Below are 14810 nucleotides of genomic sequence, written 5' to 3' on the forward strand. Positions count from 1 at the left end.
TGATCATCAGGATCGAGTAGAGCATGATGCCGCCGCCGATCAGCCAGATCGGGTAGTTTCGGCCGACGCTTGCCTTAGCCAGCTCCTTCGCGTGGTAGATCAGGTCCGGCCACGTGTAGCTGACGAAATCGCCTTGCGTGAACAGCGCCGTGATGCGCCCCTCGGCATCAACCACCGGCAGGCGGCGGAACCGCTCGTTGGACATGATCCGCAGCCAGTCGACCAGATCGTCCGTCTCGCGCGCGACTCGCGGGTCGCGGGTCATGATCTCGCTCAGCTTGGTGGTGTCGGCGTCGCGGTCGCGTGCGACGATCTTGCGCATGACGTCGCGCTCGGTCACGATGCCCGTCACACGCTGATCGGCGTCCACGATGACGACCGAGCCATAATTGGCCTCGCTCATCGCCAGCACCGCCTCCTTGACGGTGGCGTCGCCGGAAAACGTCATCGGTTTGGGCTTGGACCGGAACTCGGGCCGGTCGCGAAGCTTCATGGAATACTCGCTGTCTTGCGACATGTCGCTCTCCTGTCAGGTTCGCGGACGCCGCTCGGCATGGCCGATCCGGTGCCCGTCTGGTCCCGCGCCGCTTCACCGGAAGCGCGCGGTTTCATCCGGCTTCGGCCGGACCTATATGGGGGGAATGAGTTTGAAAATTCCGTTCGACAACACCTACGCCCGCCTGCCCGAGGGATTCTATGCCCGGCAAGCGCCGGTTCCGGTCGCCGATCCCGCGCTGATCGCGTTCAACGACGCGCTCGCACGCGAGCTCGGCATCGACGGCGCGGACGATGCGCGACTGGCCGCGATCTTCGCCGGGAACGATGTTCCGGACGGCGCAGAACCGCTGGCGCAGCTTTATGCCGGTCACCAGTTCGGCCAGTTCAACCCGCAGCTGGGCGACGGTCGCGCGATCCTTCTGGGCGAGGTGACGGATCGGACGGGCGCCCGCCGCGACATCCAGCTCAAGGGGTCGGGCCGCACGCCGTTCTCGCGCATGGGCGACGGCCGCGCCTGGCTGGGGCCGGTGCTGCGCGAATACGTGGTGTCCGAGGCGATGCATGCCCTTGGCGTCCCAACGACCCGGGCGCTGGCGGCCGTGCGCACGGGCGAGACCGTGTTGCGCGAGGTGCCCTTGCCCGGCGCCGTTCTGACGCGCGTGGCCGCCAGCCACATCCGCGTCGGCACGTTCCAGATCTTCTCGGCCCGCCAGGACACGGATGCCCTGCGCGCGCTCTTCGACTACACCGTCGCGCGGCACTACCCGCAGGCGCGTGACCCGTCCGAGCTTCTGGACGTGGTGATCGAGCGTCAGGCGAAGCTGGTGGCGCAATGGATGGCGCTGGGGTTCATCCACGGCGTGATGAACACCGACAATTGCACACTGTCCGGCGAGACGATCGATTATGGCCCCTGCGCCTTCATGGATGCCTACGCGCCGGACACGGTGTTCTCGTCCATCGACCGGTTCGGCCGCTACGGGTACGCTGCGCAGGCGGACATCATCGTGTGGAACATGGCGCAGCTCGCCACGGCACTCGTCCCGCTGATGCCCGACGAGTCGGAGGCGATCGAGACCTTCACCCGCCAGATCCACGCCATGCCCGACCTGATCCGCGCCGAATGGCTGACCCGCTTCGCCGCCAAGCTGGGGATCACCGCGCCGCGCGCCGAGGATGCAGGCCTCGTCGCCGACCTGCTGGACCTGATGCACGCGGGCAGTTCGGACTTCACGAACACGTTCCGCGGTCTGGCGGACGGCACCGCCCGTGACGAGATCGCCGACCGCGACGGCTTCGACAAGTGGCACGCGCGCTGGCGCACCCGGATCGAGGACGAGGCCGATCCCGAGGCCGCGATGCGCGCCGCGAACCCCGCCTTCATCCCCCGCAACCACCGGATCGAGGAAATGATCGCCGCCGCGGTCGCGGGGGACGATGCGCCCTTCCACCGGCTGAACGCCGTGCTGGCGGACCCGTTCTCGGACCAGCCGGACGCCGCCGACCTGCGGCGCCCGCCCACGCACGACGAGGTCGTCACCGCGACCTTCTGCGGCACCTAGGCCGCGCCGGCGGGCGTCTTGCGGCGCAGGTTGATCAGGACGATGCCGACCGCGACCAGCGACAGCGCGCCCACGAAACCCGGCCCGATCGGTTCGTCCAGCAGCAGCCAGCCCATGCCGACCGCAAGGACCGGCGACAGGAACGAGAACGCCGCGATGTCAGACGCGGGGTAGATCGCCATCAGCGCCAGCCAGAACAGGAAGCCCAGGCTGGCCACCACGGCCGCCTGGAAACCCAGGCCGGCCCAGTGCAGCCACGTGGGATCGCGCAGCAGGGGTCCGAACAGCGGCGCCACGGCGATAAGTGCCACGGCCGAAATCGCCAGCTGGAAGAACAGCTGTGTCTCGGCCGTCAGCCGCGACACCCGCGTCAGCCGCACCGTCAACGCGATCCCCATCCAGGCGAAGGCCGCGCCCAGCGCCAGCAGGTCGCCGAGCAGATCGCCCGCATCGCGGCTCTGCGGATCGGCCAGCGCCCAGGCAACTCCGGCCATCGCCAGTCCGAGGCCGACCACGCGCCGCACCGACAGACGCTCTCCGGGCAGCACGAAATGCGCCACGACCGCCAGCCACACGGGCATCGAATAGAACAGGATCGACGCCCGCGAGACCGAGGTCAGGTCGAGCGCCAGGAACAGCATCACGAACTCCAGCGAGAAGAAGCCGCCCAGCATCAGCCCCGGCCAGAACGCGGCCCGCACGCCGGTGATCCTGCGCCGCGCCAGCCAGACCCAGAGGCCCAGCACGCACAGCGCCATGGCCGAGCGCAACCCGGCGCCGAAGATCGGGCCGATGCCGCCATTGGTCAGCTTGATCACCACCTGGTTGGCCGCCAGCAGCGTGCTGAAGATCACGAGGCCCGATGCGCCGACCAGATCGATTGCATCCCTGCGCGCCATGGGTCACATCCACCCCAGCGCGCGGCCAAGGTCAATGCCCCGCCGCCGCTGCGTCCGACGACAGATCCGCCGGACGCCTTCGGAAGGAGAGACATGACGGAACACACCGTGGCACCGGCCACCGGCATCAGCCTGCGTTCCGGCGTGGGACTGGCGCTGGTGGGCGCGCTGATCCTGACGCCGGACGCGCTGTTCATGCGCCTGTCGGGCATGGACGGCCTGCAGATGCTAGGCTGGCGCGGGATCTGCATGGGCACCGTCTTCCTGATCGCCTGGTCGCTGACCAGCACCGACCGTGTCGGCGACCTCATCCGTCTGGGCACCGGCTCGGCGGTCCTGATCGTGCTCTGCCAGGCCGCCAACGCGCTGCTGTTCCCGCTCGGGATCGCCGCGGCCCCCGTGGCGCCGGTGCTGATCGGCGTGGCGACGGCGCCGATCTGGTCGGCGATCCTGGCACGCGTGCTGCACGGCGAGCCGACCTCGCGCACCACCTGGCTGACCATCGCCGTCGTGCTGGCCGCGCTGCTCTACGCCGTCACGGACAAGGGCGATGCCGGACTCGACGCCGCCGCGCTCACCGGCCTCGCCTGCGGATTGGGCGTCGCCGTGGCGCTGGCGCTGAACTTCGTCACGCTGCGCCACCACCCGCGCCTGCCGCTGCTGCTGGCGATCGGCCTCGGCGCGCTGGCGGCGGGCATAGTCGGCTGGACCGCGACGGGTCCGGCGCACATGATGGACGGCACTGTCTGGGCGATCCTCGTCTGCGGCATCGCCATCCTGCCGCTGTCGTTCTTCGCGCTCTCGCAGGCCTCGCGTCACACCGCGGCGGCCAATGTCGGCCTGCTGATGCTGCTCGAGACGGTACTCGGCCCGCTCTGGGTCTGGCTCGTCCTGGGCGAAACGCCCGGCACGCGCATGCTGACCGGCGGCGCGGTGGTGGTCAGCGCATTGGCGCTGTACCTCGTGCACGGCCACCGGCGGCGCGCGTGAAGGCTTGGCCCCGGCGCGGGCATTTGGCAAAACGGGAAAAGCCCCGGAGATCACGATGACCGACACGATCGCCAAGCGCTGCGAGGATAGCGGCCTGCGCATGACCGGACAGCGCCGCACCATCGCCGACGTGCTGGACGAATCCCGCGACCACCCGGATGTCGAGGAACTCCACGCACGCGCGTCGGCCCGCGACCCGCGCATCTCGATCGCGACCGTATACAGGACCGTGAAGCTGTTCGAAGAGGAAGGCATCCTCGAGAAGGTCGATTTCGGCGACGGCCGCGCGCGCTACGAGGACGCCGAGCGCGCTCACCACGATCACCTCATCGACGTCACGACCGGCCGCGTGATCGAGTTCTTCGACCCCGAGATCGAGGCGCTGCAGGAACGGATCGCGGAAAAGCTCGGCTACACGCTGCAGGGCCACCGGATGGAGCTGTACGGCGTCCCGCGCAAGAAGAACAACACGCGCGAAGATTGAACCATGGCGCAACGCCCGCTCCACACCGGAAGGGTGTTTCGCTGGGACGGTCGCGGCGCCGTTCCCTCCCCCGGCGTGGGGGGAAGGCCAGAGAGGGGGCCGGACATATGGCGCGCCCGCAGGGCGCTCCGCCGGATCACGCCGCCTCAGCCCAGAGAGATGCTCACCCGGCGGTTCTGCTTGCCTTTGTTGGCGATCTTGCCCAGCACAATGGTCCCGATCTCGCCGGTGCGCGCCACGTGCGTGCCGCCGCAGGGCTGCAGGTCGACCTGTGCCGCGCCCTCGCCGATCCGGATGAGGCGGATGCGCCCTGCCCCGCGCGGCGGCTGCACGGACATCGTCTTGACCAGTCCCGGGTTGGCGTCCAGTTCGGCCTCGGTGATCCAGCTTTCGGTCACGGGCAGATCCTCGTCAACCAGCGCGTTCAGCGCCTCCTCGATCGCGTCGCGATCCTCGGGCGGTTCGGGCATCGCGAAATCCAGCCGACCGGTCCCCGCCGCGATGGCGCCGCCGGTCACCGGCAGCGGGATGACCACGCTCAGCAGGTGCAGCGCCGTATGCATGCGCATGTGCTTGTGCCGCCGTTCCCAGTCCAGCCGTTGTGTTACCGCGGCGCCCTCGGGCGGCAGGGCCATCGGCTCGGCCGGCACCAGGATCGAGCCGCCGTCCGGCGCCTTGACCGCCGTCGCGATGGCGATGCTCTTGCCGGACCAGTCCAGCCAGCCGCTGTCGCCGGGCTGTCCCCCGCCCGTGGGGTAGAACAGCGGCGGATCGACGATCACGCCGCCCTCGGCCGTCACCGACCGGACCCGGCCCGCGGCTTCGCGCTCGTAGGGGGCGGTGCGATAGAGCGGGTCGTTCATTCCGGGTCCTCCTGACCGCTGTAACTCTCTGGCCTGTCGCCGCGCGGTCGCGCGGCCCCCGCGGCCGTCCCCTCCGCCGAGCTGGCCGCCGCGCGTTTCGGTCGCGGCTGCCCCGCGCCGGGCAGCGTTTCCGGGTTGCGCAGCCACAGGTCGCGCTGCGGGAAGGGAATCTCGATTCCCTCTTCGGCGAGGCGCGCGATGACGGAATGGTTCATGTCGGTGATCACGTCCAGGATGACGTTGACGTCGCGCAGGATGGCGCGGATCTCGAACTCCAGCACGCCCTCGTCGAAGCCCTTGAAATAGATGTAGGGCTCGGGGTTCATCAGCACCATGTCGTGCGTGCGCGCGATGTTCAGCAGAATGCTTTCCACCTTCCGGGTGTCGGTCCCGTAGGCCACCTTGACCGGCACCACGACGCGGCCAAGCACGTTTCCGCGGGTGTAGTTGCGCACCACGCCCGAGATCAGGTCCGCGTTCGGCACGATCACGTCGAAGCGGTCGAAGGTCTCGATCCGGGTCGCGCGAACGGCGATGTCCTTGACGATGCCGTGCGTGCCGCCGACCTCGATCCAGTCGCCTTCCGAGATCGGCCGCTCGATCAGAAGCAGGATGCCCGAGACGAAGTTCTCGACCACCGTGCGCAGGCCGAAACCGATGCCGACCGACAATGCCCCCGCCACGATGGCGAGCGAACTGAGGTCCAGCCCGCCCGCGGTGATCGCGGCGACCCCGGCGATGGCGATACCGACGTAACCCAGCCCGGAAACGATCGCCGTCTGACCGCCCGGGTCGATCCGCGTGCGCGGCAGCACCGAGCTGCGCAGCGCCCCCTGCACCAGCCGCGTGATGACGAAGCCCAGCATGAAGACCAGGATCACCGCGATGAAGTCGCCGGGGCGGATGCGCGCCTCGCCCAGCATCAGGCCTTCCTGGAAGCGGGCCCAGATCTCGGTCAGATCCGCCAGGCGCGCGCCCCAGACCAGCGCGAGCGCCGGCACCGCAGCCAGCGTCAGCACGAAGCCGACCAGCACCGGGACAAGGCTGTCGGATTCGGCGGCCGACACGCCGGTGGTCAGCTTGTAGAGCGAGTTGAAGAAGCCCTGCAGCACCACCACCATGCCGAACAGCGCCAGCGTGGCGACCGCCGGATAGACCAGCGCCTCGCCCAGGTTGCGGTAGCCGATGGCGGCCAGCACGGGCGCGGCGACGCCCACCAGGATCGCGCCGCGCGACAGCAGCGTCGCCACGCGCTGGCGGAACAGCGTGGTCTCGCCCGCCTCGACCGATGCCTCGGCGGCGGCCGACCGGGTGCGGATGCGGCCAAGCTGGACCAGCGAGATGCCCGCCAGCAGAAGCAGCGGAAAGCCCACCACCGCCGTGGTGGCGGGGCCGTATTCGTCGATGTCGGTCAACGCCGCCAAGATGCTGCGCATCACGATCAACACCGATAGGGCGCGCGCATAGGTGCGCGCCTCGCGCCGGTCGCCGGGATCGAGCGGCACCGCCGCCACGTCGTCGTCCTCGTTGAACGCCTGATCGGCCAGCCACTGGGTGCCCAGCAGGATCACCGCCCAGATCGGGATCTGTTCGAGCAAAAGCGTCAGCCGCGTGCCGAACAGGCCCGTCATCTCCAGCGCCTCGGCCAGCGCGAAAATGCCCAGCAGCGGCAACACGATCTGCCCCAACGACAGCAGGAAGCGGAACACGCCCGAGCCGCGGCTGCGGTCGCCGCGCAGCATGTCGACGCCCAGATGCGTCCAGCGTCGGCCGCGTACCATCAGCAGAAGCGCGAAGCCGGTCAGCCCCAGGATCGGCAGCAGGTTCGCGCGCGCCTCGGCCCGCAGCGCGGGCTCGGCCAACCGCTCGCGGAATTCGCCCACCGACCGCGCGACGGAGCCCGCAAGGTCCGAGACCGCCGGCCGCCACAGGGTCGGGTTCAGCGGGCTCGGCCCCAGCTCGAGCATCTCCTCGGTCTGGCGGTCGCGGATGATCGCGTCGATCTCGGCCACGATGCCGTCGGCCAGCGTGAACGCCTCTTCGGCGCGGCGCACGGGGACCATGAGCTCGCGCATCTGCTCGCGCAGCTGCTGTCGCCGGTCGTAGATCTCGGGCGGTTCGGCGCCGCTTTCGGGGGCCTCGCCCAGCGCGTCGATCTGCGCCTGAAGCGTCGCGATCCGCGCCGAATTGACGTTCTGCGCGGCCAGGAACCGCTCGCGCCACGTCGCGATGTCGGCGCGCAGCACCTCGAGCGCCTGGTTCGAAGCCTCGCCGCGCTCGACGAGCTCTTGCGCCTCGGCGGCGCGGTCGGACCACAACTCGTAATCGACCGCCCCGCCTTCGTCCTGCGCGAACGCGGCTGCGCACGACAGAAGAAGCGCCAGAAGCGCCGCGCGAAGCCATCCGAAGGCCATGGCCTAGACCGGCTCGAAGACGCCGGGGATCGAGGCCGGCGCGCGGTCCAGCCAGGACGGCACGGGCAGGCCCTTGCCGCGCAGGAAGTCGATGTTGAACAGCTTCGACTGATAGCGGTTGCCGTAGTCGCACAGGATCGTGACGATCGTGTGGCCCGGGCCCATCTCGCGCGCCATGCGCATTGCGCCGGCGACGTTCACGCCGGTCGATCCGCCCATGCACAGCCCTTCCTCGGAAAGCAGGTCGAACGCGACCGGCAGCGCCTCGGCATCGGGGATGCGGCAGACGAAGTCGGGCGTGAAGCCCTCGAGGTTGGCGGTGATGCGCCCCTGCCCGATCCCCTCGGTGACGGAATCGCCGGGGTTTTCCTCGCCGGTGTAGATCTTGAACAGGCCCGCGCCCTCGGGGTCGGCCAAGCCGACTTTCACGCCTTTGGGCTGCAGCGCCTCGGCCACGCCGGCCACGGTGCCGCCCGAACCTGCCGCGCAGATGAAGCCGTCGACCTTGCCGCCGGTCTGCTCCCAGATCTCGGGGCCGGTGGTTTCCACATGCGCGCGACGGTTGGCGACGTTGTCGAACTGGTTGGCCCAGATCGCGCCGTGCGGCTCGGACTTGGCCAGTTCCTCGGCCAGACGGCCCGAGTAGCGGACGTAGTTGTTGGGGTTCTTGTAGGGCGCTGCGGGCACCTCGACCAGCTGCGCGCCGGCGAGCCGCAGCATGTCCTTCTTTTCCTGGCTCTGCGTCTCGGGGATGACGATGACCGTCTTGAACCCCAGCGACGCGCCCACCAGCGCAAGCCCGATGCCGGTATTGCCGGCGGTGCCCTCGACGATGGTGCCGCCGGGTTCTAGCAGGCCCTTCTCCATCGCGTCGCGGATGATGTAGAGCGCCGCGCGGTCCTTGACCGACTGGCCCGGGTTCATGAACTCGGCCTTGCCGAGAATCGTGCATCCGGTGGCCTCGGACGCCTTGCGCAGGCGGATGAGCGGCGTGTTCCCGACGGCGTCGGGCAGATCGCTGGCAATACGCATGGAGCACGTCCTTCCTTTTGGCGCGGACCCTAGTGGCGCGGCCGGCGGAACTCAAGCAGAGGCGCGCAGCCTCTCACGGTGCCGTGCGAGCCAGAGCAGCATCATGGCCAAGGGCGCGACGTTGACCTCGCCGCTGTCGAGCAGCGCCATCGCGTCGTCGAAGGGGATGGCGTGGCTGCGGATATCCTCGTTCTCGTCCGCAAGGCCGCCATGCGCACGCTCGCGCCCCGACAGGTCGCATAGGCCCAGGAACAGGTGGAAGAACTCGGTCGAGTAGCCGGGCGAGGAATAGGCCCGGACCATCGGAAGCAGCTCGTGCAGGTCCAGCCCCGCCTCTTCACGGGTCTCGCGCCGGGCCGCGACCTCGGGCAACTCGCCCGCATCGACGAAACCCGCCACCGGTTCCAGCACCCAGGGCGCCGGGTCGCCCCGCAGCAGCGGGCCATAGCGCACCTGCTCCACCAGCAGGACCTTGTCGGTAACCGGGTCGTAGGGCAGCACCAGTGCGACGTCGAAGCTGACCAGCGTTTCGCGCGTCAGAGGCTCGGACCAGTTGCCGTCGAAGGTGCGGTGCTGCAGGTCGAAGCGCCGCAAGCGCATGAAACCGTCATAGCCGTCGTCGCGCAGCCGCAGGTCCACCTCGCCCTCGGCGGGCGCGCGGCGCAGGGTCGACGGCGCGCCCGCCTCGGCCAGGCGCCGCGCCCAGGCGCGGGCGCGGAACATCGGCAGCAGCGCGTGCACCTGCTCGACCGGCTGACGACCGTAGCGGTCCATGACCTCGGCCGCGGCGTCCATGCTGACCCTGCCCCAGTCGCGCAGCCAGTCCTCCAGCGACCATTCCGGGCCGGGGGACCAATGCCCTTTGCGGGGCATGTAGATGCGGGCGCGGGCCGGTCCCTGATCGGTGTCGACATCCACATCGCGCAGGTCGAAGGCAAAACCGCCCTCGTAGAAATCCAGCCGCGCCACGTCCTCGGCGCTCGCGTCCCGCAGCAGCAGCGCCGGCGCACTCGCGTCGGCATTCGGCATGATCATCGGAAACGGCTCGTCCGCGACCCAATGCACGGCGTGGCCGGGAATGCGCGCCGGCACCACACCGCGTGGTGCGCGCCCAAGGATGCGTTCCAGCAACGGCGCGTGACGCAGCGTGCCGTAGAAGACCAAGTCCGCCATCACCGCCACCTGCGCGCCGCGGCCTCGGCCGCCAGCGAGACGATCACCCCGCCGATCGCCAGCGTGACCAGGATCCCCGGCGTGGCGATGCGCAGGAAGAAGCCGACGCCGATCTCGAACACCGCGACCAGCGCCTCGAGCGGGCCGTCATAGCGGTTGGCCATCGCCAGCCGCACCATCTCGTTCACGGCCTGCACGAACAGCGCCCAGAACAGCAGCACGACCGCGCCGGTGATGCCGTTCGTGATCGCCACCGCCGCGCCCCGTCCGGCGCGCGGCCCCAGGGTCTGCCAGCCGACCAGAAGGCCCAGCGCGGTGTTGATCGTCGTGAACCAGCCGAAGTCGGTGGCCTCGGGATAGAGCAGGATCACCTGTCCGGACACGATCAAGCCGAGAAACGCCAGGCCCAGCGCGGCGACCAGTCTTGCCCCGGTCGGCATGCTCAGGCCGGCCGCGAGACGGTGATCTGCGTCACGTCGCAGTTCTCGACCGCGAAGCTGGCGGCGCAGGACGTCAGGTAGAAGTTCCACATCCGCCGGAAGCGGTCGTCGAAGCCGAGGCGCGCGATCTCGTCCCACTTCTCGTTGAAGGTCTGGTGCCAGCGGCGCAGCGTCTTGTCGTAGCTCTTGCCGAACTCGACCGAGCGTTCCACCGACAGGCCGGCGCGCTCGACCTGCTGGCGCAGGATCACCGGGCTGGGCAGCATGCCGCCGGGGAAGATGTAGCGCTGAATGAAGTCCACGCCGCGCTTGTAGACCGCCCAGCGCCGGTGGGCGACCGTGATGATCTGCAAGGTCGCGTTCGCGCCGGGCTTCAGCCGCTCGCGCAGCGTGTCGAAGTAGACCGGCCAGTATTTCTCGCCCACGGCCTCGAACATCTCGATCGAGGCGATGCCGTCATAGGTGCCGCGCTCGTCGCGGTAGTCCTGGAGTTTCAGCGTGACGCGGTCCTGAAGGCCGGCTGCGTTGATGCGGTCCTGCGCGAAGCGGAACTGTTCCTCGGAAATCGTCAGACCGGTGACTCGCAGGCCGCGCTCCTTCGCGGCGTATTCCGCAAACCCGCCCCAGCCGCAGCCGATCTCGAGCACGTGGTCGCCGGGTTTCGCGCCCATTTGGTCGACCAGCGACGCGTACTTGGCGATCTGCGCCTTCTCCATGCTCTCCTGCCCCGTGTCGAACCGGGCCGAGGAATAGGTCATCGTGTCGTCCAGCCAGAGCCGGTAGAACTCGTTCCCGAGGTCGTAGTGGTACGAGATGTTGCGCTTGGCCTGCCGCCTGGAGTTGCGCTGCAGCAGGAAGCGCAGCTGTTCGTAGGCGCGCACCAGCCGCTGGCCGGGGAAGCCGTCGTAGATGTGGTCGTTGTCGGTGTGCACGAGATCCATGAAGGCCATCAGGTCCGGCGTCGACCACCAGCCGTCCATGTAGGCCTCGCAGAACCCAAGGTCGCCCTCTCGGATCAGACGGGCGAACAGGTCGGGATTGTGGATGTGGATCTCGGCAACGGGGCCGGGATTCTTCCCCTCGGCCCGAAAGCGGCGCCCGTCGGGTAACACGAAGTCGGCACGGCCGGCGTTCATCTCCTGCGCGAGGGCGAAGACCCGGGCGAAATAGCGCGGAAGATTCGGTTCGTTCTCGGTCTTTGTCAGGATCATGCTCGGCCCAATGCGATTTGACCGACATCTTAGAGGGGGATCGGGGACGGGCAAGCGCTGAGGCCGTTTTATCACGTCGCATCGCGCACTTGTGCCGCGTGGATGCCGCCGCAGCACGCGCGGCGACTCAGAAGTCGCGGTTCTCGTAGGCGGCGAGCGCCCGCCTGCGCCCCTCGCCGGGTTCGACCACCGGGTCCGGATAGGGCGCGCCCGGATCGAGCTTCCATCGCCGCGGAATCGCATCGAAATACGACAGCGCCTCGGGCGCCGGATCGTCCTGCCCTTCGGCGATCCACCGGTCGACATAGGCGCGGTCCTTGTCGAACCGGTCCAGCTGCGTGACCGGATTGAACACCCGGAAATAGGGCGTGGCATCGGGGCCCGATCCGGCCGACCACTGCCAGCCCAGCGCGTTGCTGGCCGGGTCCCAGTCGATCAGGTGGTCGTCGAACCAGGCCTGTCCGATGCGCCAATGCGTCATCAGGTGCTTGGTCAGGTAGCTTGCCACGATCATCCGCGCGCGGTTGTGCATGCGGCCGGTGACGTACATCTCGCGCTGGCCCGCATCGACGAAACGGATGCCCGTTCTGCCCTGCTTCCAGGCGCGCACCTCGGCGCGGTCGGCGTTCTCGCTCCAGCCGAAGGCGTCCCATTCTGTGCGCCAGTTCCGGTTCAGCAGGTGCGGCGTATGCCACACGAGATGGTAGGCGAAGTCGCGCCAGACCAGTTCCTTGAGGAAGGTCTCGGCGCCCTTCTTGCCTTCCTCGCGGGCGCGCTGGCCGGCGTGCCAGCATTGCGCCGGGCTGATCTCGCCCAGCGTGAGGTTCTCGGACAGGTTCGATGTGCCGTTCACGCCCGGAAGATCGCGCGAGGCATCGTAGCCGTCGACCACGTTGGCCATGAAGGCGCCCAGCCGGCCCTGCGCCGCTTCCTCGCCCACGTTGGCCCAGGGTGCGACGATCGCCGCCCCGCGATTCATCGCGGCGCCGAGGGTCCAGTCCTTCAGGTCTTCGCTGTCGGGCCAGCTATCGGGCGCGGGGATGCGTCCGGGGGCTGGCAGCGGCGCCTCGACCCCGCGGCCGCGCACGGCCTTCCAGAACGGGGTGTACACCTTGTAGTAGCCGCCTGTTCCGGTCTCGACGGTCCACGGCTCGAACAGCACGTGCCCGGCGCAGGACTTGGCCGTAACGCCCTTCTCTTGAAGCGCCGCCTTCACGGCCTTGTCGCGTGCGACCGCGTCCGGGTCGTAGGCACGCATCCACCAGACGTCGCCCGCGCCGGTCTCGTCCACCAGCTTCGCCAGTACCTCATACGCCTCGCCCGAGCGCAGGATCAACCGCGAGCCCGCCTTGCGTAAGGCGGCTCCGAAGACCTCCAGCCCCGCGCCCAGCCGCCATTTCGGCGCGGCGCCCAACCCGTCGACCAGCGGGTCCCGGATCGTCACCGGGATCACCGGGCGCCCCGACTTGGCGGCGGCGTGCAGGGCGGCATGGTCGCTCAGCCGCAGGTCGCGGCGGAACCAAAGGATAATGGGTGCGCGGTCGGACAACGATTGCTCCATCCAAGCGGATCGACGGCGCGCCGTCGCGACCCGAGACCTAGCCCGCCCTCGCCCGGATCAAGACGCGCGATCAGAGAACAGCGTCGAGCGCCCGCATCGCCTGCGCCACTTCTTCCTCGCTCGTGTAATGCACGAAGGACAGGCGCAGCACGCCTCGGTCGGGATCGATGCCCATGCCCTGCAAGGCGCGCACGGCATAGAAATTGCCGCCACCCGCACAAACGCCGTGACCGGCCAGCGCCTCGGCCACGCCAAGCGCGGGCCGGTCCAGCGCCAGCGCGACGGTGGGCGCGCGCTGTTCGGCCCGGTCGGGGCCCAGCAGACGCACGTCGTTGCGCCCCGCCACCATGTCGAGCAGCGGCTGCAGCAGTGCGATTTCGTGCGCGCGCATCAGGTCGTGCACGCCGGCGGCGTCGGTGCCGTGATGCGCGGCCAGCGCGTCGATATAATCGGCCATGCCCGCGCAGGCAGCGACTTGCGCATGATCCGGCCCCGCCGGCGTGAACCGCTTGTAGAGCGTGTCGCCGTTGAACCAGTGCGCCTGGTTGGGCAGCGCCTCGGCCAGCGCGCGGCGCATCACCATGATCCCTTGGTGGGGCCCGTAGGTCTTGTAGCTGGAGAACAGGTAGATGTCGGCGCCCAGCGCATCCACATCCGGGAAGCCGTGCGGCGCGTAGCTGACCCCGTCGACGCAGACGAAGGCGCCGGCCGCGTGCGCCACCGCGGTGATCTCGGGCACCGGGTTGATCTCGCCCACGACGTTCGAGCAATGCGGGAAGCAGACCAGGCGCACCTTGTCGTCCAGCAGGTCTTCAAGGTCGTCCGGGTCCAGGTGCCCGGTCGCCGCGTCGATGACCCATTCGCGCACCTCGATGCCGCGATCGGACAGCCGCCGCCACGGGCCCGAATTGGCCTCGTGGTCCTGGTTGGTCACGATGATCGCCTCGCCCGGCTCTAGGAACTCGGCGAAGGCCTGCGCAAGGACGTAGGTGTTCTGCGTCGTCGACGGGCCGAAGGCGACCTCGTCGGTGTCGACCCCAAGAAGCGCGGCCAGGCGCGTGCGGGCCTCGTCCATCTCGGCGCCGGCACGTTGGCTGGCGGGATACGGCGCGTAGGGCTGGACCTTGCGGTCGTGGTAGAAGCGCGTCAGCCGGTCGATCACCGCGCCACAGGTATAGGACCCGCCTGCGTTCTCGAAGAACGCCTGCCCCTGCAGCGCGGGTTCGCGGAAGGCGGGGAATTGTGCCCGTACGAATTCGATGTCCAGCATGACGGCCTCGCTTGATATTCCGCCGCGACAAGACCGCCGCAAGCAGGCGGGGTCAAGCCGCCCGCGCGATTTCGGTTCGCGGGCGCATGTCACGCAAAGGGCGCCCCGGCCGATGCCGGAACGCCCCTAGGTCACTCTTTCAGGCCGTTGGCCGGCTCAGACGCGCTTTTCCGAGCTCAGCCCGCGATAGATGGCGAAGCACATCACCAGCAGAACCAGCGTGAATGGCAGACCGGTCGAGATCACCATCGCCTGCAGTGCCGTCAGGCCGCCACCTACCAGCAGAGCGATCGCGACCCCGCCCTCGATCAGGCACCAGAACACCCGCTGCGGGACCGGCGCGTCGACCTTGCCCCCAGCGGTGATCGTGTCGATCACAAGGCTGCCGGAATCCGACGAGGTCACGAAGAACA

The 14810-nt window shown here is 69.1% G+C and carries 14 protein-coding genes; 3 read left to right on the forward strand and 11 right to left on the reverse strand.

The window, feature by feature from the left end; translation table 11 throughout:
- On the reverse strand, positions 1–517 hold a 517-nt coding region (locus tag ACFDTC_RS04240), incomplete at its 3' end, for a cyclic nucleotide-binding/CBS domain-containing protein (RefSeq protein WP_375257628.1).
- Between the two features lie 124 nt (positions 518–641).
- On the opposite strand from ACFDTC_RS04240, the gene ACFDTC_RS04245 reads away from it, so the two are divergent.
- Positions 642–2060 carry a YdiU family protein gene (locus ACFDTC_RS04245; RefSeq protein ID WP_375257629.1) on the forward strand — a complete coding sequence of 473 codons (1419 nt, stop codon included), beginning with the start codon at positions 642–644 and terminating at the stop codon, positions 2058–2060.
- Here ACFDTC_RS04245 and ACFDTC_RS04250 read toward each other — a convergent pair.
- Positions 2057–2959, reverse strand: coding sequence for a DMT family transporter (locus ACFDTC_RS04250; RefSeq protein WP_375257630.1), 903 nt, complete (start codon positions 2957–2959; stop codon positions 2057–2059). The genes ACFDTC_RS04245 and ACFDTC_RS04250 overlap by 4 nt on opposite strands.
- Before the next feature lie 93 nt (positions 2960–3052).
- On the opposite strand from ACFDTC_RS04250, the gene ACFDTC_RS04255 reads away from it, so the two are divergent.
- Both ACFDTC_RS04255 and ACFDTC_RS04260 read left to right on the forward strand, forming a co-directional pair.
- Positions 3053–3949, forward strand: a complete 897-nt coding sequence (locus ACFDTC_RS04255; RefSeq protein WP_375257631.1) for a DMT family transporter — start codon at positions 3053–3055, stop codon at positions 3947–3949.
- 55 nt (positions 3950–4004) lie between these two features.
- Positions 4005–4433, forward strand: coding sequence for a Fur family transcriptional regulator (locus ACFDTC_RS04260; protein ID WP_375257632.1), 429 nt, complete (start codon positions 4005–4007; stop codon positions 4431–4433).
- Positions 4434–4579: 146 nt separating this feature from the next.
- Here the strand turns inward: ACFDTC_RS04260 and ACFDTC_RS04265 are convergent, their stop codons facing one another.
- The 9 genes from ACFDTC_RS04265 to ACFDTC_RS04305 all read right to left on the reverse strand — a co-directional run.
- A complete protein-coding gene (locus ACFDTC_RS04265) occupies positions 4580–5296 on the reverse strand; it encodes an alanyl-tRNA editing protein (RefSeq protein ID WP_375257633.1) in 717 nt (238 codons plus the stop codon).
- A complete protein-coding gene (locus ACFDTC_RS04270; RefSeq protein ID WP_375257634.1) occupies positions 5293–7710 on the reverse strand; it encodes a DUF3772 domain-containing protein in 2418 nt (805 codons plus the stop codon). Before ACFDTC_RS04270 ends, ACFDTC_RS04265 begins: the two co-directional genes overlap by 4 nt.
- Positions 7711–7713: 3 nt before the next feature.
- Positions 7714–8742: a cysteine synthase A gene (locus tag ACFDTC_RS04275; protein ID WP_375257635.1), complete on the reverse strand. Its 1029-nt coding sequence runs from the start codon at positions 8740–8742 to the stop codon at positions 7714–7716.
- A 51-nt stretch (positions 8743–8793) separates the two neighbouring features.
- Positions 8794–9915: an NUDIX domain-containing protein gene (locus tag ACFDTC_RS04280; RefSeq protein ID WP_375257636.1), complete on the reverse strand. Its 1122-nt coding sequence runs from the start codon at positions 9913–9915 to the stop codon at positions 8794–8796.
- Positions 9915–10355 (reverse strand): TrgA family protein, encoded by a 441-nt coding sequence (locus tag ACFDTC_RS04285; protein ID WP_375257637.1) that lies wholly within the window; start codon positions 10353–10355, stop codon positions 9915–9917. The genes ACFDTC_RS04280 and ACFDTC_RS04285 overlap by 1 nt, the downstream gene beginning before the upstream one ends.
- Before the next feature lie 2 nt (positions 10356–10357).
- Positions 10358–11566 carry a class I SAM-dependent methyltransferase gene (locus ACFDTC_RS04290; protein WP_375257638.1) on the reverse strand — a complete coding sequence of 403 codons (1209 nt, stop codon included), beginning with the start codon at positions 11564–11566 and terminating at the stop codon, positions 10358–10360.
- A 127-nt stretch (positions 11567–11693) separates the two neighbouring features.
- Complete coding sequence (locus ACFDTC_RS04295) at positions 11694–13115, reverse strand: cryptochrome/photolyase family protein (protein ID WP_375257639.1); 1422 nt, start codon at positions 13113–13115, stop codon at positions 11694–11696.
- A gap of 82 nt (positions 13116–13197) precedes the next feature.
- Positions 13198–14397: an aminotransferase class V-fold PLP-dependent enzyme gene (locus tag ACFDTC_RS04300; RefSeq protein ID WP_375257640.1), complete on the reverse strand. Its 1200-nt coding sequence runs from the start codon at positions 14395–14397 to the stop codon at positions 13198–13200.
- Positions 14398–14553: 156 nt separating this feature from the next.
- Positions 14554–14810, reverse strand: a 257-nt coding sequence (locus tag ACFDTC_RS04305) for a BCCT family transporter (protein ID WP_375257641.1), incomplete at its 5' end; no start/stop codon positions are given.

It is taken from the genome of Citreimonas sp., assembly GCF_042096055.1.
Lineage (GTDB): Bacteria > Pseudomonadota > Alphaproteobacteria > Rhodobacterales > Rhodobacteraceae > Citreimonas.

Bases quoted from the DNA above. Each gene is read 5' to 3' on its own strand.
- ACFDTC_RS04245 (WP_375257629.1), top strand. From the start codon at position 642: ATGAGTTTGAAAATTCCGTTCGACAACACCTACGCCCGCCTGCCCGAG.
- ACFDTC_RS04250 (WP_375257630.1), bottom strand. From the start codon at position 2,959: ATGGCGCGCAGGGATGCAATCGATCTGGTCGGCGCATCGGGCCTCGTG.
- ACFDTC_RS04255 (WP_375257631.1), top strand. From the start codon at position 3,053: ATGACGGAACACACCGTGGCACCGGCCACCGGCATCAGCCTGCGTTCC.
- ACFDTC_RS04260 (WP_375257632.1), top strand. From the start codon at position 4,005: ATGACCGACACGATCGCCAAGCGCTGCGAGGATAGCGGCCTGCGCATG.
- ACFDTC_RS04265 (WP_375257633.1), bottom strand. From the start codon at position 5,296: ATGAACGACCCGCTCTATCGCACCGCCCCCTACGAGCGCGAAGCCGCG.
- ACFDTC_RS04270 (WP_375257634.1), bottom strand. From the start codon at position 7,710: ATGGCCTTCGGATGGCTTCGCGCGGCGCTTCTGGCGCTTCTTCTGTCG.
- ACFDTC_RS04275 (WP_375257635.1), bottom strand. From the start codon at position 8,742: ATGCGTATTGCCAGCGATCTGCCCGACGCCGTCGGGAACACGCCGCTC.
- ACFDTC_RS04280 (WP_375257636.1), bottom strand. From the start codon at position 9,915: ATGGCGGACTTGGTCTTCTACGGCACGCTGCGTCACGCGCCGTTGCTG.
- ACFDTC_RS04285 (WP_375257637.1), bottom strand. From the start codon at position 10,355: ATGCCGACCGGGGCAAGACTGGTCGCCGCGCTGGGCCTGGCGTTTCTC.
- ACFDTC_RS04290 (WP_375257638.1), bottom strand. From the start codon at position 11,566: ATGATCCTGACAAAGACCGAGAACGAACCGAATCTTCCGCGCTATTTC.
- ACFDTC_RS04300 (WP_375257640.1), bottom strand. From the start codon at position 14,397: ATGCTGGACATCGAATTCGTACGGGCACAATTCCCCGCCTTCCGCGAA.